Origin of the sequence: Paenibacillus sp. PL91 (assembly GCF_012935325.2) — a bacterium.
GTDB lineage: Bacteria > Bacillota > Bacilli > Paenibacillales > Paenibacillaceae > Pristimantibacillus.
The window spans coordinates 1-25,748 of sequence record NZ_JABBYG020000028.1; the positions used below are offsets into that span (position 1 = coordinate 1).

The following is a 25,748-nucleotide window of genomic DNA, read 5'->3' on the forward strand; positions in this document are numbered from 1 at the left end:
GATTTTAAAAAGACATTTACGAGTCCCACCCACGGAGTAATGAGTCTTAATGTTGCGATTCAAAGATATGTTTGGCATGATCGGCATCATATTTCACAAATCGAAGCACTAAAAGAACGTATGGGATGGTAAGTAAATATCATTTATTTGTACATATGGGTCGATGGGAAAAAAGAATTATCCGTTCAACTGACGGGGAACGATAGTGAAATGATTAACCCCGCTAACTTACGCGGGGTTTTCGTTTTATTACGGTTTAGGTCGCGATATCATACGCTAGTATTCGATACATTCGAAGCGGTAGCCGTAAGCCGCAATTCAGGGGAGGAGAAGGTAATGCCTACTCCATAAAGCTAACGGGCAGGATAGTTCCAATTATGGTAATATGAGGGCACCCTAAAGGAGGCGGAATAACCATGAAATCTAAGTTAGGAATTATCGTTCTGATATGTATGATCGCATTAGTTGGTTGCTCTAAAGATAAAAATGTCAAGGAAAATGAGTATAGTGTTCAAGATGTTATTAATGCTTTTGAATCACAGAATTTAAAACTTATACCATTCGGGATGACAGGTACAATACCAACATTGAATAATGTTATTCCAGTAATGAGTTCGGTTGAAGATGTAGCAGCTGTAGATCATTCTGATCCTGAGTTGGTTTATTTTTACAAAAGAAAAGCCGATCCTAAATGAACAAATCAAATCAGCAATTGAAAAACTATAAAGATAAGACTTAACTATTAAGCTAACGGGGAACGATAGTTCAACCATTATTACACAGCGGCAGCCGGCCAAACGATCGGCTGCTTTTTTAAGTTTTGACACCCTGGCACACATGTGACCCGCCCCGCACGCCCACGGTCATTTTGCCAAAATGTGAATATAGTGTGTTAACCAGTTAAAGGGGGTTTTGCCATGGGTGCGAGGGTTAAGTATAGGTCGTCTGACGTTGATTTGTTGGCGCGGCTTATGAGGGGCGAGGCACAGGCGGAAGGCGAAAAGGGTATGTTAACGGTTGGCGCTGTCGTGATTAATCGGGCCGTAGTCAGGTGTTCGGACTTCAAGAACGTCAACAATATTAATGATGTTATTTATCATTATATGAATGGCGATGCCATGTTCGACGCCATATTAGAACCCGATTTTTATCAGAAGACACGGGAACGAGAGCGGCGGCTAGCTGAACAGACCATAAAAGGCTGGCGAGAATGGCCTTCAAAATACTCTCTGTGGTATTTCAATCCGTGGGGGCCAACATCTCAAGCTTGCCCCGCAATGTGGTACGGTCAACCGCTCGCGGGTACTTGGAAAAATCATTGTTTTTACCAACCAACAAGCACGGAATGCGCGGAAATTTACCGATAAAAAACTTTATAGGGGCGAATGCCATAAGGCATTCAATGGCAGATAAAAAACACTTTGGTATGCCATCGACTACGAAAAGTTGCCTTAAAAGAAGCACAGCCTCTTCTTGATAAGAGTCCTCACCTGACTGTGAAAAAATAGGTGATCAATTAAAAGTAGTTGCAAATCCAAACTTTAAATAATCAAAGGTGAGCTTTTATCAAATTTCAAGTAGTATCGGAAGAAGATTAAGCTAACGGGGAACGATAGTTCAATAAAAACACGGAAGCAGCCGACCACAATGATCGGCTGCTTCATTACGCTAACGGGCAGGATAACGTGATGGCACCCAGAATTAATGAAGGGAAAAGAAGATACGAAGTTCCTTGAATATAGCTCGAGAATCCTCGAATCCCAATGATAAAATATCCATGAAGTGGATGTTGGGGAAAAGTGCAATCGAGGGTAATTAGCTTGATAACTCAATTAAGTGATATTAAAGGGGACAAAACATGCCACCTTATTTTTCAGTCGTTTATTCATTTCCTTATTCTTCTGTATCAGATCAGTTCGTTAATGAAGTATATTCTGTTTTTTTTAACCACTATCCCTTTAAATCAGGATACTGGGAATCTGAAAAAAATTCATTGGATGAGATAATTAGTTGGAATTCTGATTTGCTTTCTCGCAATTCGAGCTTGGTTTAGATCAACATGTTATGCATGATTATAAACAAATTCTTCTAGCATCTAAAAAGCATGAGCACCTCAGGTTATTTTGGAATTATCAAGATGACGAAGTACAACTGCACATGATTGTACCTGAGCTCGAAGTGTTACTAGGCGATAGTAGCTTGAGATTTAAAGGGGATCGTATTATCAATTTCATAAATCTCTCGGTGGACTTATGGGAAAACCAAAAACTAAATGTTATTCAGACTTTTCATGAAATAGACGCACCAGAAACCCTCTTCAATGTATTTAACGGCCTACAGCCAAAAACAAATCCTTTTTTCATTGTGAATGACGCAACCTTTTCAAAATTGGAAATACAATTAGAATCTAACTCCTACTACATCAAACAATTAATAAACGGAGTCATGGTAATTGAATGAGATTATGCTAGTTTATTAAGAAGATGACATCAAGGCTTGTCGTTACGGGTAACGATAGCATAACAACACACTGACTGATAAGGTGGTCTCTTCCAAGAATAAACAAGATGATGAATACGGTAAAAATAAAAATCAAGATGTATTTGACCGAGCATTTGTCGGGAACCCAGTAGTTATGCTAATTCTTATTGCACTTGTTGTAATTGGCTCTTACATCAACAATCGCTTCTCATAATGATTAAACTAACAGGACACGATTGTGAAGGAGTATGCTTTTAAGCTGCTCCTCTTTTTGGTTTATTGAAGTAATGGGCAGGATACCACAAGGTGGCTCCATTCGTTTGTTAAAGGATTCTTGAGTAAAGAAAAATGATTAACTAATGAATCGGGATGAGTTATTATGTATGTAACCTTAGCTATATGGATTGGTTAGCAACCAGTCGTGATGCGTATGTTAGTTAGAATTGATGGATATTTTCACCGAGTTTATATTACAGGTGCCAAATGTACTAAACAAGAATTAATACAAAAGTATATACAAGCAAAAAGGCTGACTTCTGATATTAAGGATTTACCCGATGTATTTTGCAGACTCCATAGTTTTGAGCAATTACCTTTTGATAAAGATGAAGAAGTTGATTTCGTTATAGATACTGATACGGATAGGATTTATACACCGATTTATAGAACTAACGGGACACGATAGTTCAATAAAAATAAGGAAGCAGCCGACCACAATGATCGGCTGCTTTCTTATGCTAACTGGCAGTATTAGATAGTACGATTGTAGATTGTTTCTTACTCTGTTCAGAGATTAAAGTGGGTAGGAATCGTAATGTTTCAGTAACTTAAAATCAGCGCTACGTACACCAGTATTTGTTGATTTCCTGGTTGCGTAATATTGAAAGAAAACCGCTCTATGAATATGCGGTTTTCCTTCTCTAATTTTTATACGGGGCACAAACAAGGTTATATAATTCTTCAGGGACAGTCTCTTTGGCGTATTGAAACGCTTCAACGTCATCATGGTCTGACACATAAGAGATAAAATCAGGAGTCTTGTTTAATTTACTAATCGCTGGTTGTAGTTGTTTTAGAACCTCAATCATACATTCTATAAACCTCGAACAATAATGATCGTATGCCTCATTATAAAAGTCGCACTCTTCATCTGTGTCACTTGGCAATGATGAAAAGTATTGATCTAAAGTTCTTGTGAAAACAAGTAAACCTTCTGGCCAATCATACATCTCTCCGTATTCAAAATATGCAATCTCATACTTTATCTCTTGGATAGAATACTTGTCGTCTCCATAAATCTCTATTTGTTCCTCGTAACTCTTATCTAATCCACCTATAGTGTTCCAGGTAAGCTCTACGGATGTATTGGTCACATCAGTGCATAAGACAAGAACATAAATGTCTATACAGTCCTCACTACTGGTGATTTGCTCGATTACACTTGTATAGTGTAAGACAAGACTTTCTTTAAACACCTCGTAATCAATAATATCTTTCATTGAGCAATATCACCATTTTCTTATGGACTGTAACGATCGATAGACAGTCTGTTAATTTATTTCCCTTTAGAGAGCTATTCGACATATACCGATATTTTCCTTCAAGCCAAGTGCGAAACGCGTCATTAAGCTCCCATGGAAGAACGCAATTACTTCGATAATCTGTGGTGTCGCGTGAGCGGCATGGATGGCTAACGGGAAATTATAGCTTAACAATCATCAGAACGAGGCTGCTGGCATAAATCGGCAGCCTCGTTGAGCTAACGGGCAGGATAGTTGAATGATTTCGCGAATAACTTAAGTCATGACGAATTTACGAAGTTCGCAAAAAAGACGTTAGCCGAAAGAAGTTCTTAGTTTTGGAGGAGTCTATATGATATTAGAAAAAGTTATAAATAGAATTGTAATACAAAGTGAATATAAGGATTTTGTTGATAAGTATATAGATAATATACTTACCGAATTTAAAGGTAAGATTCATAGCATTTATATGTGTGGCTCGATTCCAAAAGGAACTGCTAAACCTTTTAAGTCAGATGCAGACTTTACTATTGTATGTGTAAATCCCAAAGATATTGATTACGAAAGATTGTCAAATATTAAAGACAGGCTTTTGGAAGAATATCCAGTAGTAACTAAGATTGATACGATAATTTGCTCGATTGATGATGTATTAAGTAAACCAAATGAGTGGGGTTTTTGGGTAAAGATAATTTGTGTTTGCATATATGGTCATGACGTTGGTGAAAAAGTACCACCGATAATTATTTCTCCAGAGTTCATTTTAGACTTAAATACAGAGACCAAGGAGGAAGTAGATCGTATACATAGTTTACTTTCTAATGCTAGTGATAACACAATGAAAACTAGATATATTAAAGGTTACTCTAAGAGATTAATTCGTGCATTATACTCTTTGGTTTTAGAAGATACAGGTGTATGGCAAGATGACATTATTAAGATGAAGAATGCCATATTAAACTATTGTGAGATTGACTCCGCTTTAGTTGATTATCTGTATGCTTGTTACTTGGATAGTAATGTACTTGTTGAAGAGTTTCTGGGAATTGCAGATGAAGTATATAGCTATTTTGAGAACGCCTTAAATGCAATGGCTGCTTCCAGAACTTCCTTCGGCTAACACCATATTGACGCTCCGGGTCACTCTGAGAAGCGAGTGACCACGTCCAGCCCCCCTAAGCCCGTCGGGACGTCACTGCATTAGGTGTTCGGCAAGCCTCACAACTATAAGCAGCGACTCTAATTAAAACATAAGACTATTGAGCTAACGGGTAACGTTAGCTCAATATAACAGCGGCAGTCTAAGACATTATTTTCGACTACTTGTCCTCCGCTGTTTCTTTTTTCAGTGCCAGTCTAACACTTTATTTTCACCTGACGGCATACACATTCTAAACAACAAGATAGATACGAGCGCTTTGTGACATTTTTGTCATGTTCGAAGCGCTATTTGTCATATAGATCGATGGTTTCGGCGACCATTGTCCACTAAACTAAACGATGTTGAAACAAAAGAAAGCTATGGGGGAGGCAGGATCAAAATGAGCTAGCGCAGGGGCCATTATAATATTCAGCTCCGAAGGCAATGTTTTAGGAAAATTATCATTACGCAGACCATTTATTTCCTTGTTGAAAAGCATAAATATATCCGAAGGGAATCGATTATGAAATCATCTGTAAAAATTGTCATGCTTATGATGTTCGCTTTTATGCTGTCGGTTAGCGGTTTTTCAACGATTACAGCAAACGCTGAATCCAATGAAAAAATACTGAAGATCGAACAGTTTATTGAAGAACAAAGAAACGCGAGTGAAATTCCAGGAATTTCGGTAGTTATTGTGGAGAAGGGTAAAACCGTTTATCAGAGAGGCTTCGGGTACGCCGATGTAAAATCGAAAACACCGGTGACCGCTAACACTTTATTTGAAATCGGTTCTACAACTAAAGCTTTCACAGGTGCAGCCATTTTACAATTGGAAAAGGAGGGTTTGTTAAAACGGACCGATGATGTCCAGAAGTATATACCGTGGTTGAAATTATCTTATAATGGGGAGCCGCAAGCGATTACGTTAGATCAGTTGCTTCATCATACCAGCGGAATTGCTTCCAATACAATAGCTCTTATTCCTGAGAGTAATGCAGAAAACGCCCTTGAGTTGACTGTAAAAACATTGCAGGATCAGCCGCTAAATCGTAAGCCGGGCAGCTCTTTCGAATACGCGACAATCAATTACGATGTATTGGGGCTCGTGATCGAGATTGTAATGAAGAAGCCTTATGATGAATATATGAAACAGCATATTTTAGACCCGATCGGAATGAAGGATTCGTTTGTTGGACTGCATCAAGCCCAAACCGCTCATATGGCTACCGGTTATAAAATAGGTTTTACGAAGGAGCAAGCTTACACACCGCCAATCTATCGAGGGAATGTACCTGCAGGGTATATTATCAGTAATACGAATGATATAGAGAAATGGATGAACCTTCAGTTAGGAAACGATTTGAGCAATTCTATCGACAAACAGCTAATAAACGATTCACATATCCCTGACCAGACCGTAGAGCCTTTCGATAAAAATACCCACTATGCTTACGGATGGGGAATTCTGAAAGAAAACGATAAAAAATATATACTTCATGCAGGGGAGAATCCGACATTTTCGTCCTATTTCATTATGCAGCCCGATGAAAAATTAGGAGTAGCCATTTTGGCCAATATGAGATCAAGTTTTACGACGGCCATAGGCCAAGGCGTGATGGATCTATGGGAGGGGAAGAACGTAACCAATAATCATACGGATAGCTACCAAAAGTTAGATCAAATCGTCACGATAATATGTATAGTCGTCGGTTGTTTCGGTACATTGTTCATGTTGTTCACGATAAGAATTTTGAGGAAGCTCGCTAAAAAGCAACGGAATTGGACATCGTTAAATGGAAAAAGGCTTCTACTATTCATACTGCATACCTTGATCATTGCAGCAAGTTTGACATTTATGATTATGATTCCGAAAATTTTACTTGGGGGATTGCCTTGGGCATTTATAAAAGTATGGGCTCCAACTACGATCTCGCTGACTCTTTACAGTACCCTAGTTGTAGGCATCATCTATTTTATTTTTGGAACATTGCTTATTTTTACAAAGAAAACGAAGCTGCGGTAGAACAACACGGATATTTACTCTGTTGTTCTGCTTGCGGAAAAGGATAGCGCAATAATGAAGCAGGCTGCCGGCATTGACAGCCTGTTGAGGGACGGGCAGATTAGCGTAATAAATGCGTGTGTTTTGTGGTATTATTTTACATATATCCTGTTATCTAATGTAAGGGGTAATTGTGTAATGGAAGCCTGGAAACCGTATGAGGAGGTAAGAAACCATTCTCCTGATTTTAGAATTAGATACAGCCTTTATACTGAAGACGAAGGCGGCAGAAAACATCCCGTTTATCAGGGCTTACGGTGTGACTTTTCATATGACGGTGATAATATTCGTGAAACTGGTATATTTGCTATTCATCCTGAATTTGAAAATGAATTAGGAAGATGGAGAACTATAGCTTTATACAGACAACAAAGAGGCAGCCGACAACCGGCTGCCTCTTCCACGCTAACGGGCAGTTTAACGCAACAAATAGCCTCAATATTCGTTATTAATTAAGAGGTGAACACAATGAAGAAAATCTCTTTATTATTGCTGATGGCTATAAGCATATTTGCAATTTATCAATTTCAAAAGCCCATCCTCACAGAAAATAATGCTATTATCAAAGCAAAAGGATATATAAACGTAATCAACGAAAAAATGAACGCTGATTTTGATACGGATAAAATAGCTGATTATTGTGTACTTGAGAGTGATACGATTTGGAACAAAATTACAGGGAATAGGCAATGGTCTGTTATGATTGATGGAGTTGCAGTTGATATCAAAGCTAATACAGGAGAATTTGTTCAAATGGTATTTCCTTTGGATGGAGTCATTACTGAACTCCCAAAGTAATGGTCTCAAAATTGAACTAACGGGAGAACGATAGTTCCACCCCTGAAGGGCTGCCACATGGCAGCCCTTCGCTACGCTAACGGGCAGATTTGCTTAGGGCGGAATATTTTGAGAAAACACATTTTCAGATGTTAAAAGCAGTAATGACATGATCTTGATCAAAGTACAAAAACGCACTGTCGAAGACAATGCGTTTTTTGTACTTTGTAATCAAATTTAATGTTATTGTAACTGCTCTTTGGAGCTGAACCATCAATCCATTTCTGCTAAATCGAGCTGGCGAACGTGCTCTCGATTGGCAATCATGTCGATCTCGGTGATCTTGCCATTCACAATTTTGAGTTCGAGTACGAAAAGCATTTGACCGCGAGGAGCAACAACCACGCCTACAGATCCGTTCACGAGTACCGGCCGTGCACCCTGTGCACGACCAGCGAAGCCCTTGGCCACAGCTTCCGCACCGTGAACAACTGGCCATGCTGCGACCGGAGGAAATGCTGGGTCTTGTCGGAGCACAACATCGGGGTCTAATACCGCAAGAAGCTTCTCAAAATCTCCAGAACGCGACGCAGCAAGGAATGCATCTACAAGCTCCCGTTTTCGTATGAACTCGTCCGAATCCGCAGTCTCTTTCGCTCCCTGAACCCGACGGCGTGCACGGCTCGCAAGTTGTCTTGCTGCAACCTCGTTACTCCCTATAATCTGGGCGATCTCCGAGAAAGTTAAGGCGAATATATCGTGCAATACGAATGAGATGCGTTCGGCGGGCTTCAAATTTCCAAGGACCATTAGCATCGCAAGACCAACAGAGTCGGCCAACAATGTTTCGTGCTCAGGATTGCTTTCGTCCTGATGGCTATTAACCGGTTCAGGTACATTCACTAGCGTAAGCTCCTCACGCCGCGATTTACGAGTTCGTAGCATATCCAGGCACACCCTAGAGACTATCGTTGTCAGCCATCCCCCCATATTCTCGACCTCTCTAGTATCGGTGCGGCTAAGACGAATCCATGACTCTTGTACAGCATCATCCGCTTCGTATAAAGATCCGAGCATCCGGTAAGCCACCGTTTGCAGGTGATTTCGATGCGACTCGAATTGTTCCACAAGCCAATCGTGATCGTTCATACATCACATTCCTTCCTGCGGTTCCTTTTTACTTATATGTCGTACGAAACTCAACAAACGTGACAAGGAGATGTACGAATCTACATTTTATTTATCCTAAAATATTTTTCACCGTATCTGTCACGTTTCCTCGCTGACTTACGACATAGTTAGTGACAAGGGAAACCGGATCATACGAAGAATACCGAGGTGTCCCGGAAAGAACATTTAAACTAAGGAGTTGATTATTGTGAGTACTGTTTTGATCCCTTTTCTTGAAATGAACGGAAGTGCCCAGGAAGCAATAGAATTCTACGTGAAGGCATTGGATGCCAAAGTCGCCTATATGCTGCGATTCGGTGACATGCCGGAAGATCCCAAAGCTCCACTGCCTCCGGAAAAGAAGGATTGGGTTAATTACGCCATCTTGAAAATCGGCGATTCGGAACTACAGATTACAGATCATATCACTGGAAGCACCTACGAGAAGGGAACACAAATCACCATCGTTGTTCAAACCAACGAAAAAGAAAAAGCTACCAAGTATTTTGAAGCATTAAAGGAAGATGGTCAAGTGAACGATCCGCTTCAAGCTAGTTTCTTCAGCTCCGCTTACGGCAATGTTACGGATAAATTCGGCGTCACTTTCCGAATCCTTACAAAAGGTCACCAGTAATCAATTAGGTGAGAATGGGTGGGCAGCTCGAAAAGTCATTGTGTTAATACGAAATTTATGGTACTTAAAATAAAGGGAGGAAGTCTTAATGACTGTATTTTCCATCGTTCTTCAAAGTTTGTTAGTCTTATACTATGCCTTTTCAGGAGGCGCCAAGATCGCAGGAGCCAAATACTGGACTGATATTTTCAAGAATCTAGGACTACCGCAGTGGTTTCGTGTCGTCACAGGTATCGTCCAGTTAGTCGGAGCAGCATTACTCATCATCGGCTACTGGTATGTAGGGGCGGTCGCGTGGGCTGGCATTTGGCTTGGAGTCACTATGTTATTGGCGTGTCTCGCGCATTTCAGGGTCAAAGATCCAATCAGCAAAACGGCTGCGGCCATCGTTTTTACTGCGTTAATCATAATTTTAACCATCATTAATGCAGATGGTCTGATGCTTTCTTTATCTTAAGAAAGTATTATCTGAATTGTTTCCGAAGACTGGCTTTGTCGGCGAATGGGTCAAAGCACGCCGCCGGCTAAATAATTTGTTGAAGTAACGGGTAACGATAGTTGAATAATACATGGATGAGCAGGTGCTACGGTGGCCTGCTCTTTTTATTAAGCTAACGGGCAGGGTAGTTTCAAGATAGTGTAGAACTTTAATTAGAATAGACAAAGGAGGATAATAAATTGAATCAAGAGATAATAATTAATCTGCCAATAGAAGCAGTTGAAGTTCCCAATTTAAGAGAACTGGTTGGTTGGGGCGGCAGACATTCAGATTATCCAACATTATTCGAACGTTGTAACTTTTGGGCTGGTCTCAGAGATGAGGAAAATAAACTTATAGCATTCGGCTATGTTGCGGGGATGGGGTTGCAACACGGGTACATGGAAGACATAATCGTACACCCGGAATTTCAGAAAAAAGGAATTGGCGAAGCCTTAGTTAGGAAATTACTGCAAGAGGCAGAACGTGTCGGGATAGAGATTGTAACATTGACATACGATTCAAAACATACATTCTTTTATACAAGGAGTGGATTCACTCCCTGTTCTGGGGGATTATGGAGGAGGAAAGATTAAACTAACGGGACACGCTAGTTTAATTAAGCAGTCTAAAACCTTCTATATAGAAGCAAACTAGAATTAATTGCTCTAATGGGAGGTTTTATTATGGTTTTAAGCGAGCTTTGGCGTCATTATGAAGCGGATAAACGAATCCAGGGGTTAAGCCCAAATACTTTGAAAGCCTATGCCTTGCAGCTCAAGATGCTGGTAACGGAACTCGGTGACTTGGATATTTCTGAGATAACTTTGAACCAGCTGAAGGAATATTTAGCTTAGCTAAGCAGTCCGATCGATTGAAGCCAAGCAGCCTAGGGCATCGCATCCGTTTTGTACGTTCCCTTTTCCGTTTTGCCTATGAAGAAACGTATTTACCTTCCAACCCCTCACTAAAATTACGCGAACCAAAAATGGGTAAGCGCATTCCTAAGTTTTTGATGGAGGAAGATGTTATTCATTTAAAGATCTCATGTTCGACACTAAGGGAAAGAGCGCTGCTTGAGATTCTCTACAGCACAGGTTGCCGAATTGGGGAGGTGGAGAAAATAAACATTGAGGATCTGAACTGGGAGAACTGCTCTGCTATTGTAAATGGCAAGGGTTCAAAGCAGAGGGAGGTTTACTTCACGACCGAGTGTAAAGTATGGTTGAAGAAGTATTTAGCCAGTCGAGAGGATTCGTGTAAAGCCTTATTTGTAACGGATACAAATCCAGTTAAACGAATGGCCATTCCAACGCTAAGGTGGGCATTAAAACGACTTGCAGATCGGGGAGAGATCGAAGCAAATGTATACCCGCATCGCTTTCGTCATACCTATGCATGCCAGCTCCTTGATAACGGAGCGCCGTTAGATTTCATTCAAGGCATGTTGGGGCATGAAAAAGCATCAACCACCCAAATATATGCTCAGTTGCGCGGCGAACGCCGGCGAGAACTTTATCGTCGGTTCTTTTAGCTTTGCTTTTCTTTTGGTAGCGGCAGTGAGCCATTAAAGCATTCCATATTTCAATATAAAGAGGGGAAAATCGTGGAGAACAGATTAACTTCTAAACAACAAAAACGACAGCAAGAGCGTGAGATTATTGACGAGTATCACAGGTTTGTAACTGAACAAGCTCTGGAACCCTTGTATCAATCTTTTTTGGAATGGAAATCAGGGGTGTTGCCATATTTCGAACTAACTGAGCTAATCCATCAATTCCATAAGGAGAATCAGGGAATCTACAAGGACTTCGAGTACATAGATCGTAAAGAACTCATTCTACTTGCCAAAATTAAATTGGGCCGATTAACTGAGGATGATATTATTGAAAATAAATGGCTACTGGAACGATGGGGATATGAGGACAAAACATTTAGTTGATAAAATTAGTGTAAGCCTTTCTGTATGCTCACCTTTGGACCAACATAAATGGCAGTTACAGGAAACAGATAGCGAGGGTCTGCTCTCTTGTTCTATTAAGCTAAAGGGCAGATTTGCTTAATGAAATTATGTTAAAATTACTCCTACATTATGAGAGGAGTTACAGAAATGAAAATTAGTAAACACAATGCTGAACACTATATTTGGGGCGACAAGTGCGATGGTTGGCATTTAGTAAAGAATCAAGATTTAAGTGTAATCCATGAAAGAATGCCAGCACATACTTCTGAAGTAAAGCACTATCACCAACAATCACGTCAATTTTTCTTTGTTTTAATTGGTACAGCTACCATAGAGATTGATGGCAATGAGATTGTGCTCAATACACAAGAGGGAGTAGAAGTGGCTCCTTTGGTACCCCATCAAATGTTCAATAAGTCAAATGATGAGATTGAATTTCTTGTAATTTCTCAACCCATAAGTAAGGGCGATAGGTTCTTAGTCGATTAAAGCTTTAAGCTAACGGGTAACGTTAGCTCAATAAAACAGCGGCAGTCTAGGACTTTATTTTCTCATCCACGGCTATCGCTGTTTTTATAGTTAGGGCCAGTCTAATACTTATTTTACGAGATCTGACGATTTTATAATTCGAAAACCCGCGTGGGATCAGCATATCCAGTCTAATACTTTATTTTCTTTCTACAATTGATAAATGCCGTTCGAGGCTGCAAAACCTATAAATTCAATAGTTGTTACTGGCAGGTCCGTTATCGGACCTGCTTTAATTACTTTAAGAGATGAGATTTCAACACACAATAAAAAGACCAAGAACAATTAATAAGAATTTTTTCAGCACTCCATCTCTCAATACCGTCATCCTCCACTGATCCTAATTTAAGTTACATGTCCAACTTTTCAACTTCGTGCCATTTCAGACCAAGAAGAATTGGAGTCACGATATCTGATTTAATCCAACTGTACTTACAATCTAAGCTAAGTCTGGCAATCTGCATGATGCCATTCTTGTCATTTTGTATTTTCCACGGACCACTTGCAACGGCAGTTCCTTGCTCAATCATATCTACAGCATCAGACCAGTTAGATTCAGTCCCTTTATTCTTCTCTATTTCTGCTAAAAAAGCTTCGTAACGTTGTTGCTCAACTTTTTCTATTTCATCTGTTTGTTCGGAATCCCAAGCTTCGATAAATTCGAAGCCCTTTAGATTAGAAGCTAAAACTACATCCCTAAATTTGTCAGAGACATACACCCTTGTATAAGGAAACTCTGGTATTTTGAAAATAGTTTGCATTTCCACTTTCTCATCTATAAAATTCAGCTTTTTGAATCCTTTAACTTTACCTCTTAATTGTCTCTCTGGAATTGAACGTGAATAATCCACTGCATCAATAAGGTTAACTACATTTATCATTTTAAGTTCGATATTATGATTAGTAACTTCCAAATCCAGTAGATCGACATAGTCAGACATTAAACCATTTAATGCTTTCAAACTATTTCCATTAAAAATCGGGATACCTCCATGTAAGTAAACAAAATCCTGGGATTTACCTTTTTTTATTACTTTGAATTGAGCTGCTTTCCAATCGCTTATTGGCTTACCATTAAAACCATTTACATAATCAAAGCTATCATAATCAACAGGGTCTACTACCATATTATTACTTCCAGCTAACATCATCCAGATCTTCACTTGCTATTCCACCTTTTTATTAAATAGGATTTACTAAATCGATCTTCCCACTGAGTAATAATTTTCTTATCCTTTGGTTTTCCGTTACTTCCTTATAAATCGTTGGAAACCTATTTTTAAGAATTCGAAAGTTCACATTTAACTGACGTTCTTTTAATCTGCTTATCGCATAAGGTAAAAATCTAATTTGAAATCTATCAATATCTTCATTGTAACAATTAAGCTTACTAATACTTGAAACCGGTTTATATGGCGTTAATTATATATCATTACAAAGTGAGAGATCTTTCCGACTCATCGAACCCCGAAGTGTAAGACGCGATTGTGAAATATGCGAACGCAACTCTTCAAGTGGATCTCTTGGAATGGAGTTGCCATGACTTGAAAGTTTCCATTGTTGATCGGGACGGAAGGACATATCTGGTTGCAACCGATATTCCAAGAACGGATGTAGACAAATCAAAGTTTGATAATTTGGAATAAAGATCGATAATATTCCCTTTACACTTTCCGCAATAAATCAAATCTTGTTGTAGACTAGAATAATAAAGTATTAGACTGATGGTGCTTCATTAAACTAACGGGCAGGATTGCGTGGTGGCAGACAGGTGCCTATGTTGAATTTAACTCCTATATAAAGGGCTCATTAAAAAGAGCACGACACTTGGGATCCCATGTGTCGTGCTCCTTTTATTTTGTCTCTGTTCATTTTTTTGTTGTTATTTGTCCAACATAAAAACTGCTAGTGGTGCTATCTTTAGGATTCAATTTTCGAAAGGTCATAGCAAGGCAAAAGTGTCCAGCATTGAAGGAAGCTAACGGCAAATCTCCGGTTAGAGCATATCAACAGCAAGGACGGAAGTAACATTCACGTAAGTCTATCCAGAGCATCGTAAAACTTTACTGATGATGGTTCTGACGGGTTGTGGGAAGGAGATAAAGTACAATCAACGTCTAGTGCTGATTTATCGGTCATTTATTCAACACTTGAAGAAATAATCATGCCGGATTATAAAGAAAAGAAAGCGTTTCCGGAAAAGTATGGGCAGGCGATGACGTTATAGAAACATAAAAGCTGAAAGGTTGGACGAACGGGCAGGAAACTGGTATACTTGCCGGGATTGCTCCCGTAAAAGCGATTTCAAGTATCGGATTTAGAGGGAGCCTGTCTAATTTCGGTTGCAGTCAGGAGTGTTAGATCAGTTGAAAAAATATAATATTATGCGTCCGCTATTGCTGATCGTAATGGCGCTGCTTGTTAAGAGCTTGGTTACGAATCTTTGCATGGTGTTCGGTATGGAACAGGGACCAGCAGAAAATATTGGTTTTATTAGCATGCTTATCACTGCAATCGTTTTCTATTCTAGAATTGCCCGGAAACGCCGCAAATAACAAGGGCCACAAAAGGAGGGGAGCAGCTATGGAAGGAAACAAAATCACCTATGATACGATTGAGGAGTATATCTCGGTTTCCCTCCGGAGGTCCAGGAAATACTGTAGAAGGTAAAGAAAGTGATTAAAGACACGGCTCCGGAAGCAACTGAGAAGATCGGTTATCAAATGCCGACGTTTGTGCTGCATGGTAATTTGGTACATTTTGTAGCTTACAAAAGACAAATCGGTTTCTATCCGGCTCCAAGCGGCCCTTAGTTCTAGAAAAAGTAAAATTGCCTTAGACTTTTGTCTGAGGCAATTTTATATTAATTAATATGGACATCATCATAATTATGCTTCCACTCTAATATACCCTCAAACTTACAACCACAATCCTTAATCCTGTTATAATCGTCATCGGTTACATCGTAGTTTATTGTCATTGTTGAACCGCATTGATTACATTCCCATACATGCCACATTTCACTATTTGCCCCCCATATAATCTTATTTCAAAGTCATTTCCAATATATGATGTTTATATAACTAGTTTTATGAGATTGCTGTTTTGCTATCATGATTCATTTGATTCTGCTGCTTTGATCTTGTAAAACGTTTACCTAAATTAACGGATGGTAACTCAACCATATGATACATAATAGCTGAAACAATAAAAGAAAAGGCAAAGGAAACAAATAATATCAACCGAACAGGCATTAGTCCATGAAGGAAATACAGCGATCCCAGAATCACTGGAATGTGATACAGATATAAGCTGTAAGATATTTTACCTACGTAATTTACTAGTTTGAGTAGTAAAAACACTTTAACCAATTTTGAGTTTAATCCAAGAGTAATAAAAATAACACACCCAGTAGCTATCGCCCAGTCATTAAAAATAAATAAGTGCAGGGTTGAATTATTAGGTAGTACAAGCCAATTATACATATACATGATTAACGCTAGAACCACGAGGCTAATTTTATAAGTGACATTAATCTTTTTGTATATCTCACTGATCTTTTTCTGATACTTAGCCAACAGTCCACCTAACATAAAAAAAGCTACATAGTGTGGAGTAAGTATAAATGATGAATACCCTCCGCTAAAAACAGTAATATCATATGAAAATATTTTAAGGCAAATATAATATGTAATAAAAAATATAATAGGTATTCCTAATATGAAAGATAAATTCTTTTTGAAATTTCCTCTATGTAGAACCCACATAAGAAATGGAAATATCAATGATACTCGCATTTCATGAATAAGAGACCATATCACAGGATTCAGTGTCATTGTGTTGAACTCACCTAAAAGAATAATGTGATTTATTATCATTTGTGGAGACACGAATACGCTCCATATATCACTTGTCTATCTAACAGATCAGATCAATCTTGACGGGTTAGAAATCGTCAAAAATAGCATCAAGATGGCCACTGAACCATTTGACTCCGGTATGCATTATGATTGGGTATGCCGAAGAGAAGGAGATTCATGGCCGGATCAGAATAGGTAATTACCCGGTGGCTTGTTGAGCTAACGGGCAGGATAGCGGAATCAATTCGCGAATACCTTCGGTATAGCGAATTTACGAAGTTCACGAAAAAGACGTTATCTGACATACTCGAGGGTCGAATTTGGAGGTGAACTTTTATGGTGGTAGAAGAATTTGAATTAGTTCATCATGAGGAACGAACATATTTCCTTAGAGTAAATGGAAATATAATTGCAGATTACTTCTATAACTTAGAAGCTGAGTTTGGAAGTTTAATACAAATTGACGTTTGTAGTCATTGTTATTATCCTGGGTGTTCAGACTTTGGGTTTATAGAAGTTATTGATTTTAATAAATATATTATATGGAAAGAGCCTTTGAGTTCAAAGTATGCTTCAAGTAATCGGGAATTCCAATCCAATTTGAGGTTTAATCAAGGAACAATATTTTGGACTAGAGCTAAATATATTGAATTTATTACTCTAATGAAACAAATGAATAGAAATACTGATGATTGTTTTGGGGCTAAACCTACACTTATTGATTTATATGAGTTATGGAGACTAGAAGGCTCCAAGATTTATAGCTCAGAAGGAGCTCCTACATATACACTCGATTATATCTATGAGAATAGAATTGGAATGTACAATGAATCCTATATATAAAGAATGGAAATGCCTATACATGATGAATGATGAGGTTTTTTATTCTATTGGGGAAGGTCTAGTTGTAAGGATTTCATAGAAGTCGAATACGTCAGATAACACCGTATTCACGCTTCGGGTCATTCGGCCCTTAGCATGATAGGCATTTCTCTTCATCAAATAAGTTTTCTCAACGAATCTCAAATTTTAACCTAATTCAATTCCACGATCCGATTAATATCCGTTCCTTCAGTATCTTTGCCCAGTAGCCTACGGAACAAGAACTTGGCCATCTGGAACTTGTTGCCGGAATCCCAATACTCGGCGGTTTCGGCTTTGACCTTGATGAGAACGAGGTTCGGATCGTCATACGTGGTTTCCAGTAGTTTCTCGTAGGCCGGGCTCCAGAACTCTTTCACCTTCTCGGAACTTTCCACGAGTTCGGCTTCACCGCGGATGGAGACGAAAGATTTACCCGCATATGCCACGTTGACTTGCTGGTTGCGAAGCAGTTCATGAAATTTGCTAGTATCTTTCTTGGTCAGGAACCACAGGTTGCTGTCGAACTCGACATCCTGGGTTTTCATGGGGCGTGAAACTAGCCCTTCTTCCGATACCGTCGTGAGCATCGCAATCTCAATGCCTTTGATCAACTCCTGAACCTTCTCGATCGCTTCTTGGTTATCGGAGGTTGGATTCATCGTCTGATTCACCCTTTCGATATGTATTTTTGATCAGTATTACCCCCGTTATGCTCCTCCAAACCTCCCGGAGTCGATCATTCGAAAAACTCCAAAAGCATTATTTTACTTAACATTCCATCTATATATTCTGTGGCCATGGGTAAACCCCAACCACTCCTTGTTATATGTTCGCCGGAAGCCCCTAACCTTCTTGTCGTCCACATTATCGCCTATGATTCGGGGTCATGCCCCAGTCAGCCTAATCATGGTTTAACAAGTAGGGGGATGAACGGAATATGATGAATCATATTGGCAGGAGCAATGGCACAGCACATATTCAGGAGGGCGTTGGTCATACATACCATCAAACTTGATTACCTTTGTCATAACGCGTTCGATCTTAGCTTGCATTACAACTACTACTACCTCATTTACTCGCTCCTCTTGACTTGGACCTTTCTTAATCACGGTCTCCATTACGTTAACGCGCAACGATAGTTCAAACAAGAAAGGGCTGTCACTTGGCAGCACTTGCTCAACTAACGGGCAGGTTAGTTACAATATATGGTACTATAGTGATGAGATCTTTCAAGTGAGTAAGCACTTAACGTAATAAGGAATTTCATGAATTCATTAAAAGAGGCTTGGTTGAACTAACAGGACGGAGAGCCTAATGGAGGTTTATATGAAGTAGCTTTCTATTGATTTTAATGAGCCTTACCCATTTAAGTTCAGAATTTCAAATGACCAAATTGATGTTTTCAATATTAGAGTAGGCGAGGAAATTGTGTTTTATACGGAGAACTTAGAAGTAAATGCAGTTGTAGAGTTTGATGCTGAAGAAAAACGTTGGTACGGTAAACATATTGAAGAGTGTATGTAGGCTACTCATATGGTTTCGATTATGTCGTATCCTTTATACCGATTGTATATAAGAATAAAAAACTAGGTATTTATAAAATGCTTTATACATTAGAAGGTCAATCTTTTGACGACTTCTTTGTTCTTGATTAAACAATTAAACTGTTATGCTAACGGGGAACAAGGATGAGCAGGCGCTACGTTGTTGTAGCTATAGTTGCGTTGATAATTGGTGTTCTTTCAATTACAAAGTCGACTACTCTATTTAAGGCAAAAACTGATGGTGATGGAATAGGAATAAATTTTTTAATATTTGAAATAGCTGATAATGTAAAGAACGAGAATATTCAAAACTACGGTTGGTCATTTCTGGTTTCTGGTATATTTTTCATTTTGATAAGTTTACTTTTAGCTTGGAGACTGCTTAGAAAATAGTCTTTACCTTAATTTTACTAATTTACATTTTAATCAAATTACATCCACTCCAAGAGTTGTATAGTCTGAATTTACCTTTTTTTCGACATGTTCTTCTTATTTAAGACTGGTAATTTGAACCTAGGTTGTCACACGATAAAATGTTATAGCGGTTCATATCGAATAACATAAAGACCATAGAAGCTAAGTTATCGGTAGCCATGGAGATGCCATAATACATTTAACAAGCAGAAAGACCCCATTTTACCATTTTCCCTTTGTGTTCGAAGGGGTTAATTCGATCAAATAAAAAAAATGGCTTATAGGGCCTTTTTTATGCCTCTACAGAGGTTTTGTTTATGGATGCAGTCACAAATGTAGCTGTTTTGTCCCGTTAGATTAACGCCCCACAGGACATCTGTACAAAAACCCCTATTTTGTGAAGATGTTTGCATCGATACAAATCATTTAAATAGCTCATGAATCAAATATATCGGAAGGGTACAGTCACCTTATCCAAAGTAGAAAGGCCCGATAGTCCATTTTCATCCTTTCGTGTCGAAGTGAACTTCGTCTAAGAAAGAAAAATGGAATCTAGGGCCTTTTTTACGTGCTTGGCGATGTTTCGTAGACACATGTACACAAAATTTTATATTTTGTGCGGGAGTAAAAGGATCCTCGGCAGGGATCGCTAAGGCCGCGAGCATCGGATATAGTTAGCACCCTATTTTAACCACCTAATTAAGAAAAAACATGGTTTCCTGTATAAATTGAGCTATAGAATAAAAAGAAAGGTGTCATAATCATTATGAAAACCTATCTACACCAATATGAACTTGTGAATCGTCTTAACATATGGCTGGGAGAGGAAGATCGATAAGCTATGGTTTATGTTCTGCCTTGAAAGCTCTTTATTTTAATTTCATAACTCTTCTCAGGCACAGCCTTTTTTTTAAAAAATTATTCGGCTAGGTCTAGTTTATTATTGTCTTTTTGAGGTTTTTCGCGGATTTAATTTTCATGGGAGCGTACCTATTATTACAATAAATAGATTGTAGTCTAGTTTATATTAGACACCCGTCCAAGCAATCCATCCTATTTCTAACATAAGATAGGATGTGTGTTTTACTAGGAGGCGATTAACGTATGGGATGTACGGCTAAAAAAAAAAGAAACGATATTATGAGAGAAAGAAAACGATCATCGTTTGTCCACGAAAGAAGAAATTGAAGAAAAAACGCTGTATTATTGTCGTGAATCCAACAATAGACGTTGATCCAACTCCCGTTAACGTAAATCCAACAATAGACGTTGATCCAACTCCCGTTAACGTAAATCCAACAATTAACGTAGATGACTCAACTCTAACTGTAGGACCTTTCCAAAGGGTGTGCAACAGTACCGTCAGTTCCACAGCAGTATTCTCGAATCCCGAAACCATTACAATCCCGGGGGCTGGAGAGTCCAACCCTTATCCGTCCACCATTGGCGTCACTGGCATGACGGGGGCAATTGCAAAAGTAACTGTGACACTTTTCAATCTGAGTCATGCTTTCCCCGATGATATTGATATTCTACTCGTTCATCCGAACGGTACTACAAATACCATCCTCATGTCGGATGCAGGAGGCAGTTCGAATATTACTAACGTTACCTTGACCTTTGATGACAGTGCCGCCAGTTTTATTCCTGATAGTGGGCCGGTCGTCTCGGGTACGTTCAAGCCTACGAATTACGAAGCTATCGAAAACCTACCAGCTCCTGCTCCTCCGTCGTCACCATTCGTTGGGCTAAGCAATTTTATCGGGCTGGCTCCGAATGGCCCATGGAGACTTTTTGTATTTGATGATTTTGGAGGCAGTTCAGGTGAAATAGCCGATGGCTGGTCATTGACCATCACTACCGATAATGAAGTGTGCACTTTCACTCCATTGTAAGCGTCAGTCTAAAACAGATCAAGAAAAATGATTGGTGGAGATGTCCTCGCTGTGAAAGGATTTAAGTTTTTGAAGGAGCTAACCTAATTCGGACTTATAATTTGGAGAAGGATTGATTCAGCTAACGGGTAACGATGCTGAATATTGACACCGAGGCAGCCAGTAGAACAATTGGCTGTCTTTTTCTACGTTAACGTGCAGTATAACGCGACAATTTGGCTGTACATACATAAAAAAGTGTGAAGAAACGGGGTGCCATGCATATTAAGAAAGATAACGATTGGAATGCTGTTTGGTATTATTGGTGTATTGCTAGTGATTTTGGTTATTACTCAAACGACTGACAAAAATGAACTTGAAAGAAAAGATAGTATCCTTCACCATTTCAATAAGGCGGATGCTGAACGGTTGAATGAGATGGTACACCGCCATAAAAATGAGAAAGGCGATTATCTCATGCTCATTCCGCCGATTATCGACGGCGGATACTGGATACATGATGTGCATTCAAACGGCAGGGAGATTACATGGACCATTGACAATACCAGGGACAGAATGAGCTCTGAATGTGGAAAACTGGTTTACAATTGTAAGAGCATTAACATGAATGAAATAAAAGAACAGTATGTTTATACTCGATGAATGTGATAATGAAGGTGAAAAGAGTTTGCCGATTCTAAGCATCCCCAAGGAAAATGGTTTATTACGCTAACGGGCAGGCTAGCGTGGATAAGTTGGCTTTCAATGGCATGTGTGTAATTATTTATGAAAGGAAAATAGAACTGGTTGTTGAAGTAAGTTTTAAGCATTCAATATCACTGGGGACTTATTTATGATTCGCGAAGGAAGGAAGGGAGAGAAACGATATAGCTTTAGTTCATGACTTCATACTTATTTCAAAGCATGATTTTGAGGAAATTTCCTTTTTCAGTGGTATCTTTAATTATAGAGATAGATACCCAGAAAGCGTTACTTATTTACATGACGACATGCTTGGATATATCCAGAATTCATTGAAATGGATTGAAAACTTCAATCCCGATAAAAACGAAAGTGAACTTGGGTTTAATTATTATGGATTCTCAATAATTGAGAAAAAGGGTGCAATGAAATTCTTGAAACTGATGGAAGCTTGGTATCTAATGTTTTCTGAAGCACCTGAAGAAATTATTTTGACGGGTTTGTATACCTGGAATGACGAAGATGATGATCCTAAATTAATAGGGGATTATGAAAAATTGTCAATCAGAAGAAAAGAAGTTCTTGATACTCTTAGTAAATTAATTGAGTTTGCGACCAGAGTTGAGTCTGAAGATTATAAAATAATTTATAGTGGCATCTGACACTCGATAGTAAAATGGGAATGTGTTGAGCTAACGGGACACGTTAGTTCAACATCGAGAGGGCTGCCACATGGCAGCTCTTCGCTCAACTAACGGGCAGGATACTGCGGTAAAGAGTTAAATATTTTAATGTGTATTTATGGTCATTTCAAAAGAAATGAGTTGATATTTAGAAATGATATTAGAAGACCAAGCGTTGCTTTTTAGTTTGTTACACGATGGGACAATCGAGGATATCACCACTATCAAAAACGGTGTGAGATTTTCTGTTGATATAAAGTATCTTGCAGAAAAGATAAATCCGATGTTTAATCACATTGTCATTCAGTTAATCTATCTAGAGGATTTTTATTTTAAGGCATCCGATTCGAATGTTATCACCTATGATTATCAAAAACATAATAGTCTAAATCTTGAAATTTTAAAAACTGATGCATGTGGTGACCGAATTAAAGTTTTTTGTAGTGCAAATCAAGGTAATACACTCGGTTTCCTTAATATAAAAGTGAAGCAAATTGAGCTTTATGATTCAGAGGGGATTAGAATTGAACTCAGTAAACTGGAAAGTTTGTGTAAGGAATATTGGGATGATTTGGGACTCTGACATAAATCATGACATTCTTAGATATTAAATGAGCAGACGCTAAGGTAGCCTGCTCATTTACCAAGGAAAAGGGTAAAAGGAAAAGTACGAATGACATTCTTACTTAAAGTCCTTACCGGGTCCGGTAGCTTCAACTTGCTGACCCGTTTATCTAAATTAAAGGAGTGTAATAAATGATTCAATCCATAGTACATATCGCTTTAGTCGTCAAAGAGTACGATGAAGCCATTTCATTTTATACAGAAAAGCTGAATTTTACAGTCATCGAAGATACTTATCAACCTGAACAAGACAAAAGATGGGTTGTTATTTCTCCACCCGGTTCAGTTGGGACGACGATATTGCTCGCGAGAGCATCCAAATTCGTACAAGAACCTTTTATCGGTAACCAGGCTGGAGGCAGGGTGTTTCTGTTTCTGAACACGGATGATTTCTGGAGAGATTATCAAGAAATGAAGGCAAAAGGGATTGAATTTGTACGTGAGCCGCAAGAACAATCGTACGGGACGGTTGCTGTCTTTAAGGATTTATACGGGAATCTTTGGGACCTGTTGGAGCTAAAGGAGGATCATCCGATTACCAAAAGAATGAAATAATAGATGTTCGTTTTCCTTCGTATTCAGGTTTAAAATTAAACTAACGGGACACGATAGCTCAAACACGACATGAAGGTAGCCGGCCACACGATCGGCAGCCGTTGTTCGTTGAAGTAACGGGATAGGACAATGAGGTATGAGGGGGAAAACAATGAAAATTGTTCCTGAGAAGTTTGAGTTTGGAATCGAAAAAGAATATGCATTAGTTTATAAAGAACGTGACTTCATAAGTTACTTATTAGCATCACAACAGATAATAGATAAAATAATGTCTATGTCGGATATTCCTGAACATCTAGTGAAAAAAGTGGGATATTTGTTTAGCAAAGGCTGGGAGATACACCCTGAGTACACCAATGCCTTAATAGAAGTCGCATCTCCTCCTTACACTTTGGATAGTTTTGATGAAGTAATAGATGGTTTTCAAACTTTTGAGGAAGTTGTATGTAAATTGTTAGCAGACCTCAAGCAAATAAACACAAATCTAAACGGAGAGATTTTAATAACAGATAAATTTAGCTGTTCGACAGATACATTCATTAACCTTAAAAAAGAAAAAATCACTGATATTAAACAAATTATACTTACGGATGAAGTTGTTACTTTTGTAGGAAGTGAAAATCTAATTCCCAATTCCTTCAAGAAAATTAAGGACTTAAATTTACTTTATGCGGGGTTTATTTCTACTCATGTAACACTACATCCTAAATATTGTTCAGGATGGGACATAAAACATGAGGCAGAATACTTTTGGATCTTATTAAATCTTTTGTTTATTTCTGAATATGATATAAGTGACAGCACCTTTTATTATAAAGGAAAGGATGAAATTCGGTGTGCAACAACACCACGAAGCGAACTAATATCATGGGCGGATAAGACAAATACCTTCTATGAAAAAAATATTAGACAAATAATGAAAGGCGATCCTCAAGAGAAAATTGATGCCTATAATAGTTTTTTAAATGAACAATACAAAGGAAACCGAACTTATTTAGCAAAAATAAAACATATTGAAGGATGGCCATTATTTGAAATTAGAAGGTTCCATAGTGGAATATCAACTAACTCAATTAAAGAATTTTTGTTAAGTGCAAGTAAGATTGTAATAAACTCATAAAACCACACTGGTACCAACCATCTTTAACAAGTGTGGATAGACCTGCTCATCCTACATCGTCGGACCCATTGGGAAATGCATTTCTTTTAACGTGTTAACATCCATGTCGCTAGTAACCGGTTTTTTAATGAGGTCCTCAATTCCATAATCCATTCCAGCCATAAACACCTGTACAGTATTATTTATTGCTGCCATATCAAATTGACTCAAAGTCGAAATATCATCTTTCCAAAAAACCATAGGCGTGATCCCAAAGCTCTTTACTCCAACTGTCTGCGTTTTTTGATCCCAAATGACATCCGCACCTAGAGCCTTGGAAACAAAACTGATTGGTACCATAACACGATTGTTAATCATTCGTGGTGCTTCATCCGCTGCAACGGTTTTACCATTCACAACAATTTTTATTGCGCCGCTTGCGTACGCTACTCGGAAAATCAAACTTACCGACAGAAACGTACACAAAACGGTAACGAATAATTTTTTATTCATTGATGAAGTTTCCTTCCCATTCTAAAAATTGGATTTAATTTCTACAACTTATAGACGTAAAGTTCATTAAAAGGTTACGTTAATCTAATTGGACACGGCGATAGCTGAATAACACAAATTGTTGAGCAGGCGCTAATTATAAAAAGCTAAAGGATGGATAATGCAACTGCAGGAATGAAACGGCAGCCTCGTTGAGCTAACGGGCAGGATTGTTTAATCACTCTGCCGAGTGTAAGAAAACTTGAACGTTTTCAATGGA

General features: G+C 38.6%; 31 protein-coding genes. 25 read left to right on the top strand and 6 right to left on the bottom strand.

Features of this window, described 5'->3' with window-relative positions; translation table 11 throughout:
• Positions 1–416: 416 nt before the first annotated feature.
• From HI950_RS32485 to HI950_RS32495, 3 genes are all read left to right on the top strand, one after another.
• The gene (locus HI950_RS32485) at positions 417–695 is read left to right on the top strand and encodes a hypothetical protein (RefSeq protein WP_169090883.1); all 279 of its coding nucleotides are present in this window, start codon (positions 417–419) and stop codon (positions 693–695) included.
• A gap of 222 nt (positions 696–917) precedes the next feature.
• On the top strand, positions 918–1,367 hold the full coding sequence (locus tag HI950_RS32490) for a cell wall hydrolase (RefSeq protein WP_169090881.1): 450 nt from the start codon (positions 918–920) through the stop codon (positions 1,365–1,367).
• Positions 1,368–2,905: 1,538 nt separating this feature from the next.
• The gene (locus tag HI950_RS32495; protein ID WP_187768208.1) at positions 2,906–3,166 is read left to right on the top strand and encodes a hypothetical protein; all 261 of its coding nucleotides are present in this window, start codon (positions 2,906–2,908) and stop codon (positions 3,164–3,166) included.
• 235 nt (positions 3,167–3,401) lie between these two features.
• Here the strand turns inward: HI950_RS32495 and HI950_RS32500 are convergent, their stop codons facing one another.
• Positions 3,402–3,980: a hypothetical protein gene (locus HI950_RS32500; protein WP_169090879.1), complete on the bottom strand. Its 579-nt coding sequence runs from the start codon at positions 3,978–3,980 to the stop codon at positions 3,402–3,404.
• A gap of 373 nt (positions 3,981–4,353) precedes the next feature.
• Here HI950_RS32500 and HI950_RS32505 point away from each other — a divergent pair, with 373 nt between their 5' ends.
• The 4 genes from HI950_RS32505 to HI950_RS32520 all read left to right on the top strand — a co-directional run bounded on the left by HI950_RS32505 (position 4,354) and on the right by HI950_RS32520 (position 8,005).
• Positions 4,354–5,121 (top strand): nucleotidyltransferase domain-containing protein, encoded by a 768-nt coding sequence (locus HI950_RS32505; RefSeq protein ID WP_054024997.1) that lies wholly within the window; start codon positions 4,354–4,356, stop codon positions 5,119–5,121.
• A gap of 544 nt (positions 5,122–5,665) precedes the next feature.
• Positions 5,666–7,168, top strand: a complete 1,503-nt coding sequence (locus HI950_RS32510; RefSeq protein WP_169090877.1) for a serine hydrolase domain-containing protein — start codon at positions 5,666–5,668, stop codon at positions 7,166–7,168.
• Between the two features lie 177 nt (positions 7,169–7,345).
• On the top strand, positions 7,346–7,663 hold the full coding sequence (locus tag HI950_RS32515; RefSeq protein ID WP_187768205.1) for a hypothetical protein: 318 nt from the start codon (positions 7,346–7,348) through the stop codon (positions 7,661–7,663).
• 12 nt (positions 7,664–7,675) lie between these two features.
• A complete protein-coding gene (locus tag HI950_RS32520; protein WP_169090875.1) occupies positions 7,676–8,005 on the top strand; it encodes a hypothetical protein in 330 nt (109 codons plus the stop codon).
• 252 nt (positions 8,006–8,257) lie between these two features.
• Here HI950_RS32520 and HI950_RS32525 read toward each other — a convergent pair whose 3' ends face one another.
• Positions 8,258–9,133: a sigma-70 family RNA polymerase sigma factor gene (locus HI950_RS32525; protein WP_169090873.1), complete on the bottom strand. Its 876-nt coding sequence runs from the start codon at positions 9,131–9,133 to the stop codon at positions 8,258–8,260.
• Positions 9,134–9,362: 229 nt separating this feature from the next.
• Here HI950_RS32525 and HI950_RS32530 point away from each other — a divergent pair, with 229 nt between their 5' ends.
• The 7 genes from HI950_RS32530 (at position 9,363) to HI950_RS32555 (ending at position 12,718) form a co-directional block, all read left to right on the top strand.
• Positions 9,363–9,788 carry a VOC family protein gene (locus HI950_RS32530; RefSeq protein ID WP_169090871.1) on the top strand — a complete coding sequence of 142 codons (426 nt, stop codon included), beginning with the start codon at positions 9,363–9,365 and terminating at the stop codon, positions 9,786–9,788.
• Positions 9,789–9,876: 88 nt separating this feature from the next.
• Positions 9,877–10,245, top strand: a complete 369-nt coding sequence (locus tag HI950_RS32535; RefSeq protein WP_169090869.1) for a DoxX family protein — start codon at positions 9,877–9,879, stop codon at positions 10,243–10,245.
• Between the two features lie 221 nt (positions 10,246–10,466).
• Positions 10,467–10,862, top strand: coding sequence for a GNAT family N-acetyltransferase (locus HI950_RS32540; RefSeq protein ID WP_169090867.1), 396 nt, complete (start codon positions 10,467–10,469; stop codon positions 10,860–10,862).
• Between the two features lie 90 nt (positions 10,863–10,952).
• On the top strand, positions 10,953–11,123 hold the full coding sequence (locus HI950_RS36855) for a tyrosine-type recombinase/integrase (RefSeq protein WP_317618492.1): 171 nt from the start codon (positions 10,953–10,955) through the stop codon (positions 11,121–11,123).
• 17 nt (positions 11,124–11,140) lie between these two features.
• Positions 11,141–11,800: a tyrosine-type recombinase/integrase gene (locus HI950_RS32545; protein WP_317618493.1), complete on the top strand. Its 660-nt coding sequence runs from the start codon at positions 11,141–11,143 to the stop codon at positions 11,798–11,800.
• A 72-nt stretch (positions 11,801–11,872) separates the two neighbouring features.
• The gene (locus tag HI950_RS32550) at positions 11,873–12,208 is read left to right on the top strand and encodes a hypothetical protein (protein ID WP_169090866.1); all 336 of its coding nucleotides are present in this window, start codon (positions 11,873–11,875) and stop codon (positions 12,206–12,208) included.
• 168 nt (positions 12,209–12,376) lie between these two features.
• A complete protein-coding gene (locus tag HI950_RS32555) occupies positions 12,377–12,718 on the top strand; it encodes a cupin domain-containing protein (protein WP_169090864.1) in 342 nt (113 codons plus the stop codon).
• A 389-nt stretch (positions 12,719–13,107) separates the two neighbouring features.
• On the opposite strand, the gene HI950_RS32560 is transcribed toward HI950_RS32555, so the two are convergent.
• Positions 13,108–13,920: an imm11 family protein gene (locus tag HI950_RS32560; RefSeq protein ID WP_169090862.1), complete on the bottom strand. Its 813-nt coding sequence runs from the start codon at positions 13,918–13,920 to the stop codon at positions 13,108–13,110.
• 1,203 nt (positions 13,921–15,123) lie between these two features.
• Between HI950_RS32560 and HI950_RS32565 the strand changes: the two genes are divergently transcribed.
• Together HI950_RS32565 and HI950_RS37210 are read left to right on the top strand one after the other, a co-directional pair.
• Positions 15,124–15,312: a hypothetical protein gene (locus HI950_RS32565; RefSeq protein ID WP_169090859.1), complete on the top strand. Its 189-nt coding sequence runs from the start codon at positions 15,124–15,126 to the stop codon at positions 15,310–15,312.
• Positions 15,313–15,432: 120 nt separating this feature from the next.
• Positions 15,433–15,570 (top strand): hypothetical protein, encoded by a 138-nt coding sequence (locus HI950_RS37210; RefSeq protein ID WP_187768206.1) that lies wholly within the window; start codon positions 15,433–15,435, stop codon positions 15,568–15,570.
• A 276-nt stretch (positions 15,571–15,846) separates the two neighbouring features.
• Here the strand turns inward: HI950_RS37210 and HI950_RS32575 are convergent, their stop codons facing one another.
• Positions 15,847–16,635 carry an acyltransferase family protein gene (locus tag HI950_RS32575; RefSeq protein WP_223285650.1) on the bottom strand — a complete coding sequence of 263 codons (789 nt, stop codon included), beginning with the start codon at positions 16,633–16,635 and terminating at the stop codon, positions 15,847–15,849.
• Here HI950_RS32575 and HI950_RS36860 point away from each other — a divergent pair.
• Together HI950_RS36860 and HI950_RS32580 are read left to right on the top strand one after the other, a co-directional pair.
• A complete protein-coding gene (locus HI950_RS36860; RefSeq protein WP_317618496.1) occupies positions 16,634–16,816 on the top strand; it encodes a DUF6547 family protein in 183 nt (60 codons plus the stop codon). The genes HI950_RS32575 and HI950_RS36860 overlap by 2 nt on opposite strands.
• A 137-nt stretch (positions 16,817–16,953) precedes the next feature.
• Positions 16,954–17,460, top strand: a complete 507-nt coding sequence (locus HI950_RS32580; RefSeq protein WP_169090855.1) for a hypothetical protein — start codon at positions 16,954–16,956, stop codon at positions 17,458–17,460.
• A gap of 191 nt (positions 17,461–17,651) precedes the next feature.
• Here HI950_RS32580 and HI950_RS32585 read toward each other — a convergent pair whose 3' ends face one another.
• On the bottom strand, positions 17,652–18,140 hold the full coding sequence (locus tag HI950_RS32585; RefSeq protein ID WP_169090853.1) for a pyridoxamine 5'-phosphate oxidase family protein: 489 nt from the start codon (positions 18,138–18,140) through the stop codon (positions 17,652–17,654).
• A 1,029-nt stretch (positions 18,141–19,169) separates the two neighbouring features.
• Between HI950_RS32585 and HI950_RS32590 the strand changes: the two genes are divergently transcribed.
• The 7 genes from HI950_RS32590 to HI950_RS32620 all read left to right on the top strand — a co-directional run bounded on the left by HI950_RS32590 (position 19,170) and on the right by HI950_RS32620 (position 24,997).
• Entirely contained in the window at positions 19,170–19,418 is a 249-nt protein-coding gene (locus tag HI950_RS32590; protein WP_169090851.1) for a hypothetical protein, read from the top strand.
• Positions 19,419–20,623: 1,205 nt separating this feature from the next.
• Complete coding sequence (locus tag HI950_RS32595; RefSeq protein WP_169090849.1) at positions 20,624–21,334, top strand: proprotein convertase P-domain-containing protein; 711 nt, start codon at positions 20,624–20,626, stop codon at positions 21,332–21,334.
• Between the two features lie 285 nt (positions 21,335–21,619).
• Positions 21,620–21,976 carry a DUF4362 domain-containing protein gene (locus HI950_RS32600; RefSeq protein ID WP_169090846.1) on the top strand — a complete coding sequence of 119 codons (357 nt, stop codon included), beginning with the start codon at positions 21,620–21,622 and terminating at the stop codon, positions 21,974–21,976.
• Between the two features lie 371 nt (positions 21,977–22,347).
• The gene (locus tag HI950_RS32605; RefSeq protein ID WP_169090845.1) at positions 22,348–22,677 is read left to right on the top strand and encodes a hypothetical protein; all 330 of its coding nucleotides are present in this window, start codon (positions 22,348–22,350) and stop codon (positions 22,675–22,677) included.
• 175 nt (positions 22,678–22,852) lie between these two features.
• Positions 22,853–23,281, top strand: coding sequence for a hypothetical protein (locus tag HI950_RS32610; protein ID WP_169090843.1), 429 nt, complete (start codon positions 22,853–22,855; stop codon positions 23,279–23,281).
• Positions 23,282–23,454: 173 nt separating this feature from the next.
• On the top strand, positions 23,455–23,877 hold the full coding sequence (locus tag HI950_RS32615; protein WP_169090841.1) for a VOC family protein: 423 nt from the start codon (positions 23,455–23,457) through the stop codon (positions 23,875–23,877).
• A gap of 151 nt (positions 23,878–24,028) precedes the next feature.
• Positions 24,029–24,997: a hypothetical protein gene (locus HI950_RS32620; RefSeq protein ID WP_169090839.1), complete on the top strand. Its 969-nt coding sequence runs from the start codon at positions 24,029–24,031 to the stop codon at positions 24,995–24,997.
• Positions 24,998–25,048: 51 nt separating this feature from the next.
• Here HI950_RS32620 and HI950_RS32625 read toward each other — a convergent pair whose 3' ends face one another.
• A complete protein-coding gene (locus HI950_RS32625; RefSeq protein ID WP_169090837.1) occupies positions 25,049–25,489 on the bottom strand; it encodes a copper amine oxidase N-terminal domain-containing protein in 441 nt (146 codons plus the stop codon).
• Positions 25,490–25,748 lie beyond the last annotated feature (259 nt).

Coding starts and splice junctions, on each gene's coding strand:
- HI950_RS32590 (WP_169090851.1), top strand. CDS start 19,170: ATGAGCAGGCGCTACGTTGTTGTAGCTATAGTTGCGTTGATAATTGGT.
- HI950_RS32500 (WP_169090879.1), bottom strand. CDS start 3,980: ATGAAAGATATTATTGATTACGAGGTGTTTAAAGAAAGTCTTGTCTTA.
- HI950_RS32515 (WP_187768205.1), top strand. CDS start 7,346: ATGGAAGCCTGGAAACCGTATGAGGAGGTAAGAAACCATTCTCCTGAT.
- HI950_RS32575 (WP_223285650.1), bottom strand. CDS start 16,635: ATGATAATAAATCACATTATTCTTTTAGGTGAGTTCAACACAATGACA.
- HI950_RS32610 (WP_169090843.1), top strand. CDS start 22,853: ATGATATTAGAAGACCAAGCGTTGCTTTTTAGTTTGTTACACGATGGG.
- HI950_RS32525 (WP_169090873.1), bottom strand. CDS start 9,133: ATGAACGATCACGATTGGCTTGTGGAACAATTCGAGTCGCATCGAAAT.
- HI950_RS32600 (WP_169090846.1), top strand. CDS start 21,620: ATGCTGTTTGGTATTATTGGTGTATTGCTAGTGATTTTGGTTATTACT.
- HI950_RS32495 (WP_187768208.1), top strand. CDS start 2,906: ATGCGTATGTTAGTTAGAATTGATGGATATTTTCACCGAGTTTATATT.
- HI950_RS32535 (WP_169090869.1), top strand. CDS start 9,877: ATGACTGTATTTTCCATCGTTCTTCAAAGTTTGTTAGTCTTATACTAT.
- HI950_RS32505 (WP_054024997.1), top strand. CDS start 4,354: ATGATATTAGAAAAAGTTATAAATAGAATTGTAATACAAAGTGAATAT.
- HI950_RS32580 (WP_169090855.1), top strand. CDS start 16,954: ATGGTGGTAGAAGAATTTGAATTAGTTCATCATGAGGAACGAACATAT.
- HI950_RS32620 (WP_169090839.1), top strand. CDS start 24,029: ATGAAAATTGTTCCTGAGAAGTTTGAGTTTGGAATCGAAAAAGAATAT.
- HI950_RS32510 (WP_169090877.1), top strand. CDS start 5,666: ATGAAATCATCTGTAAAAATTGTCATGCTTATGATGTTCGCTTTTATG.
- HI950_RS32520 (WP_169090875.1), top strand. CDS start 7,676: ATGAAGAAAATCTCTTTATTATTGCTGATGGCTATAAGCATATTTGCA.
- HI950_RS32485 (WP_169090883.1), top strand. CDS start 417: ATGAAATCTAAGTTAGGAATTATCGTTCTGATATGTATGATCGCATTA.
- HI950_RS32625 (WP_169090837.1), bottom strand. CDS start 25,489: ATGAATAAAAAATTATTCGTTACCGTTTTGTGTACGTTTCTGTCGGTA.
- HI950_RS32615 (WP_169090841.1), top strand. CDS start 23,455: ATGATTCAATCCATAGTACATATCGCTTTAGTCGTCAAAGAGTACGAT.
- HI950_RS32490 (WP_169090881.1), top strand. CDS start 918: ATGGGTGCGAGGGTTAAGTATAGGTCGTCTGACGTTGATTTGTTGGCG.
- HI950_RS32555 (WP_169090864.1), top strand. CDS start 12,377: ATGAAAATTAGTAAACACAATGCTGAACACTATATTTGGGGCGACAAG.
- HI950_RS32585 (WP_169090853.1), bottom strand. CDS start 18,140: ATGAATCCAACCTCCGATAACCAAGAAGCGATCGAGAAGGTTCAGGAG.
- HI950_RS36855 (WP_317618492.1), top strand. CDS start 10,953: ATGGTTTTAAGCGAGCTTTGGCGTCATTATGAAGCGGATAAACGAATC.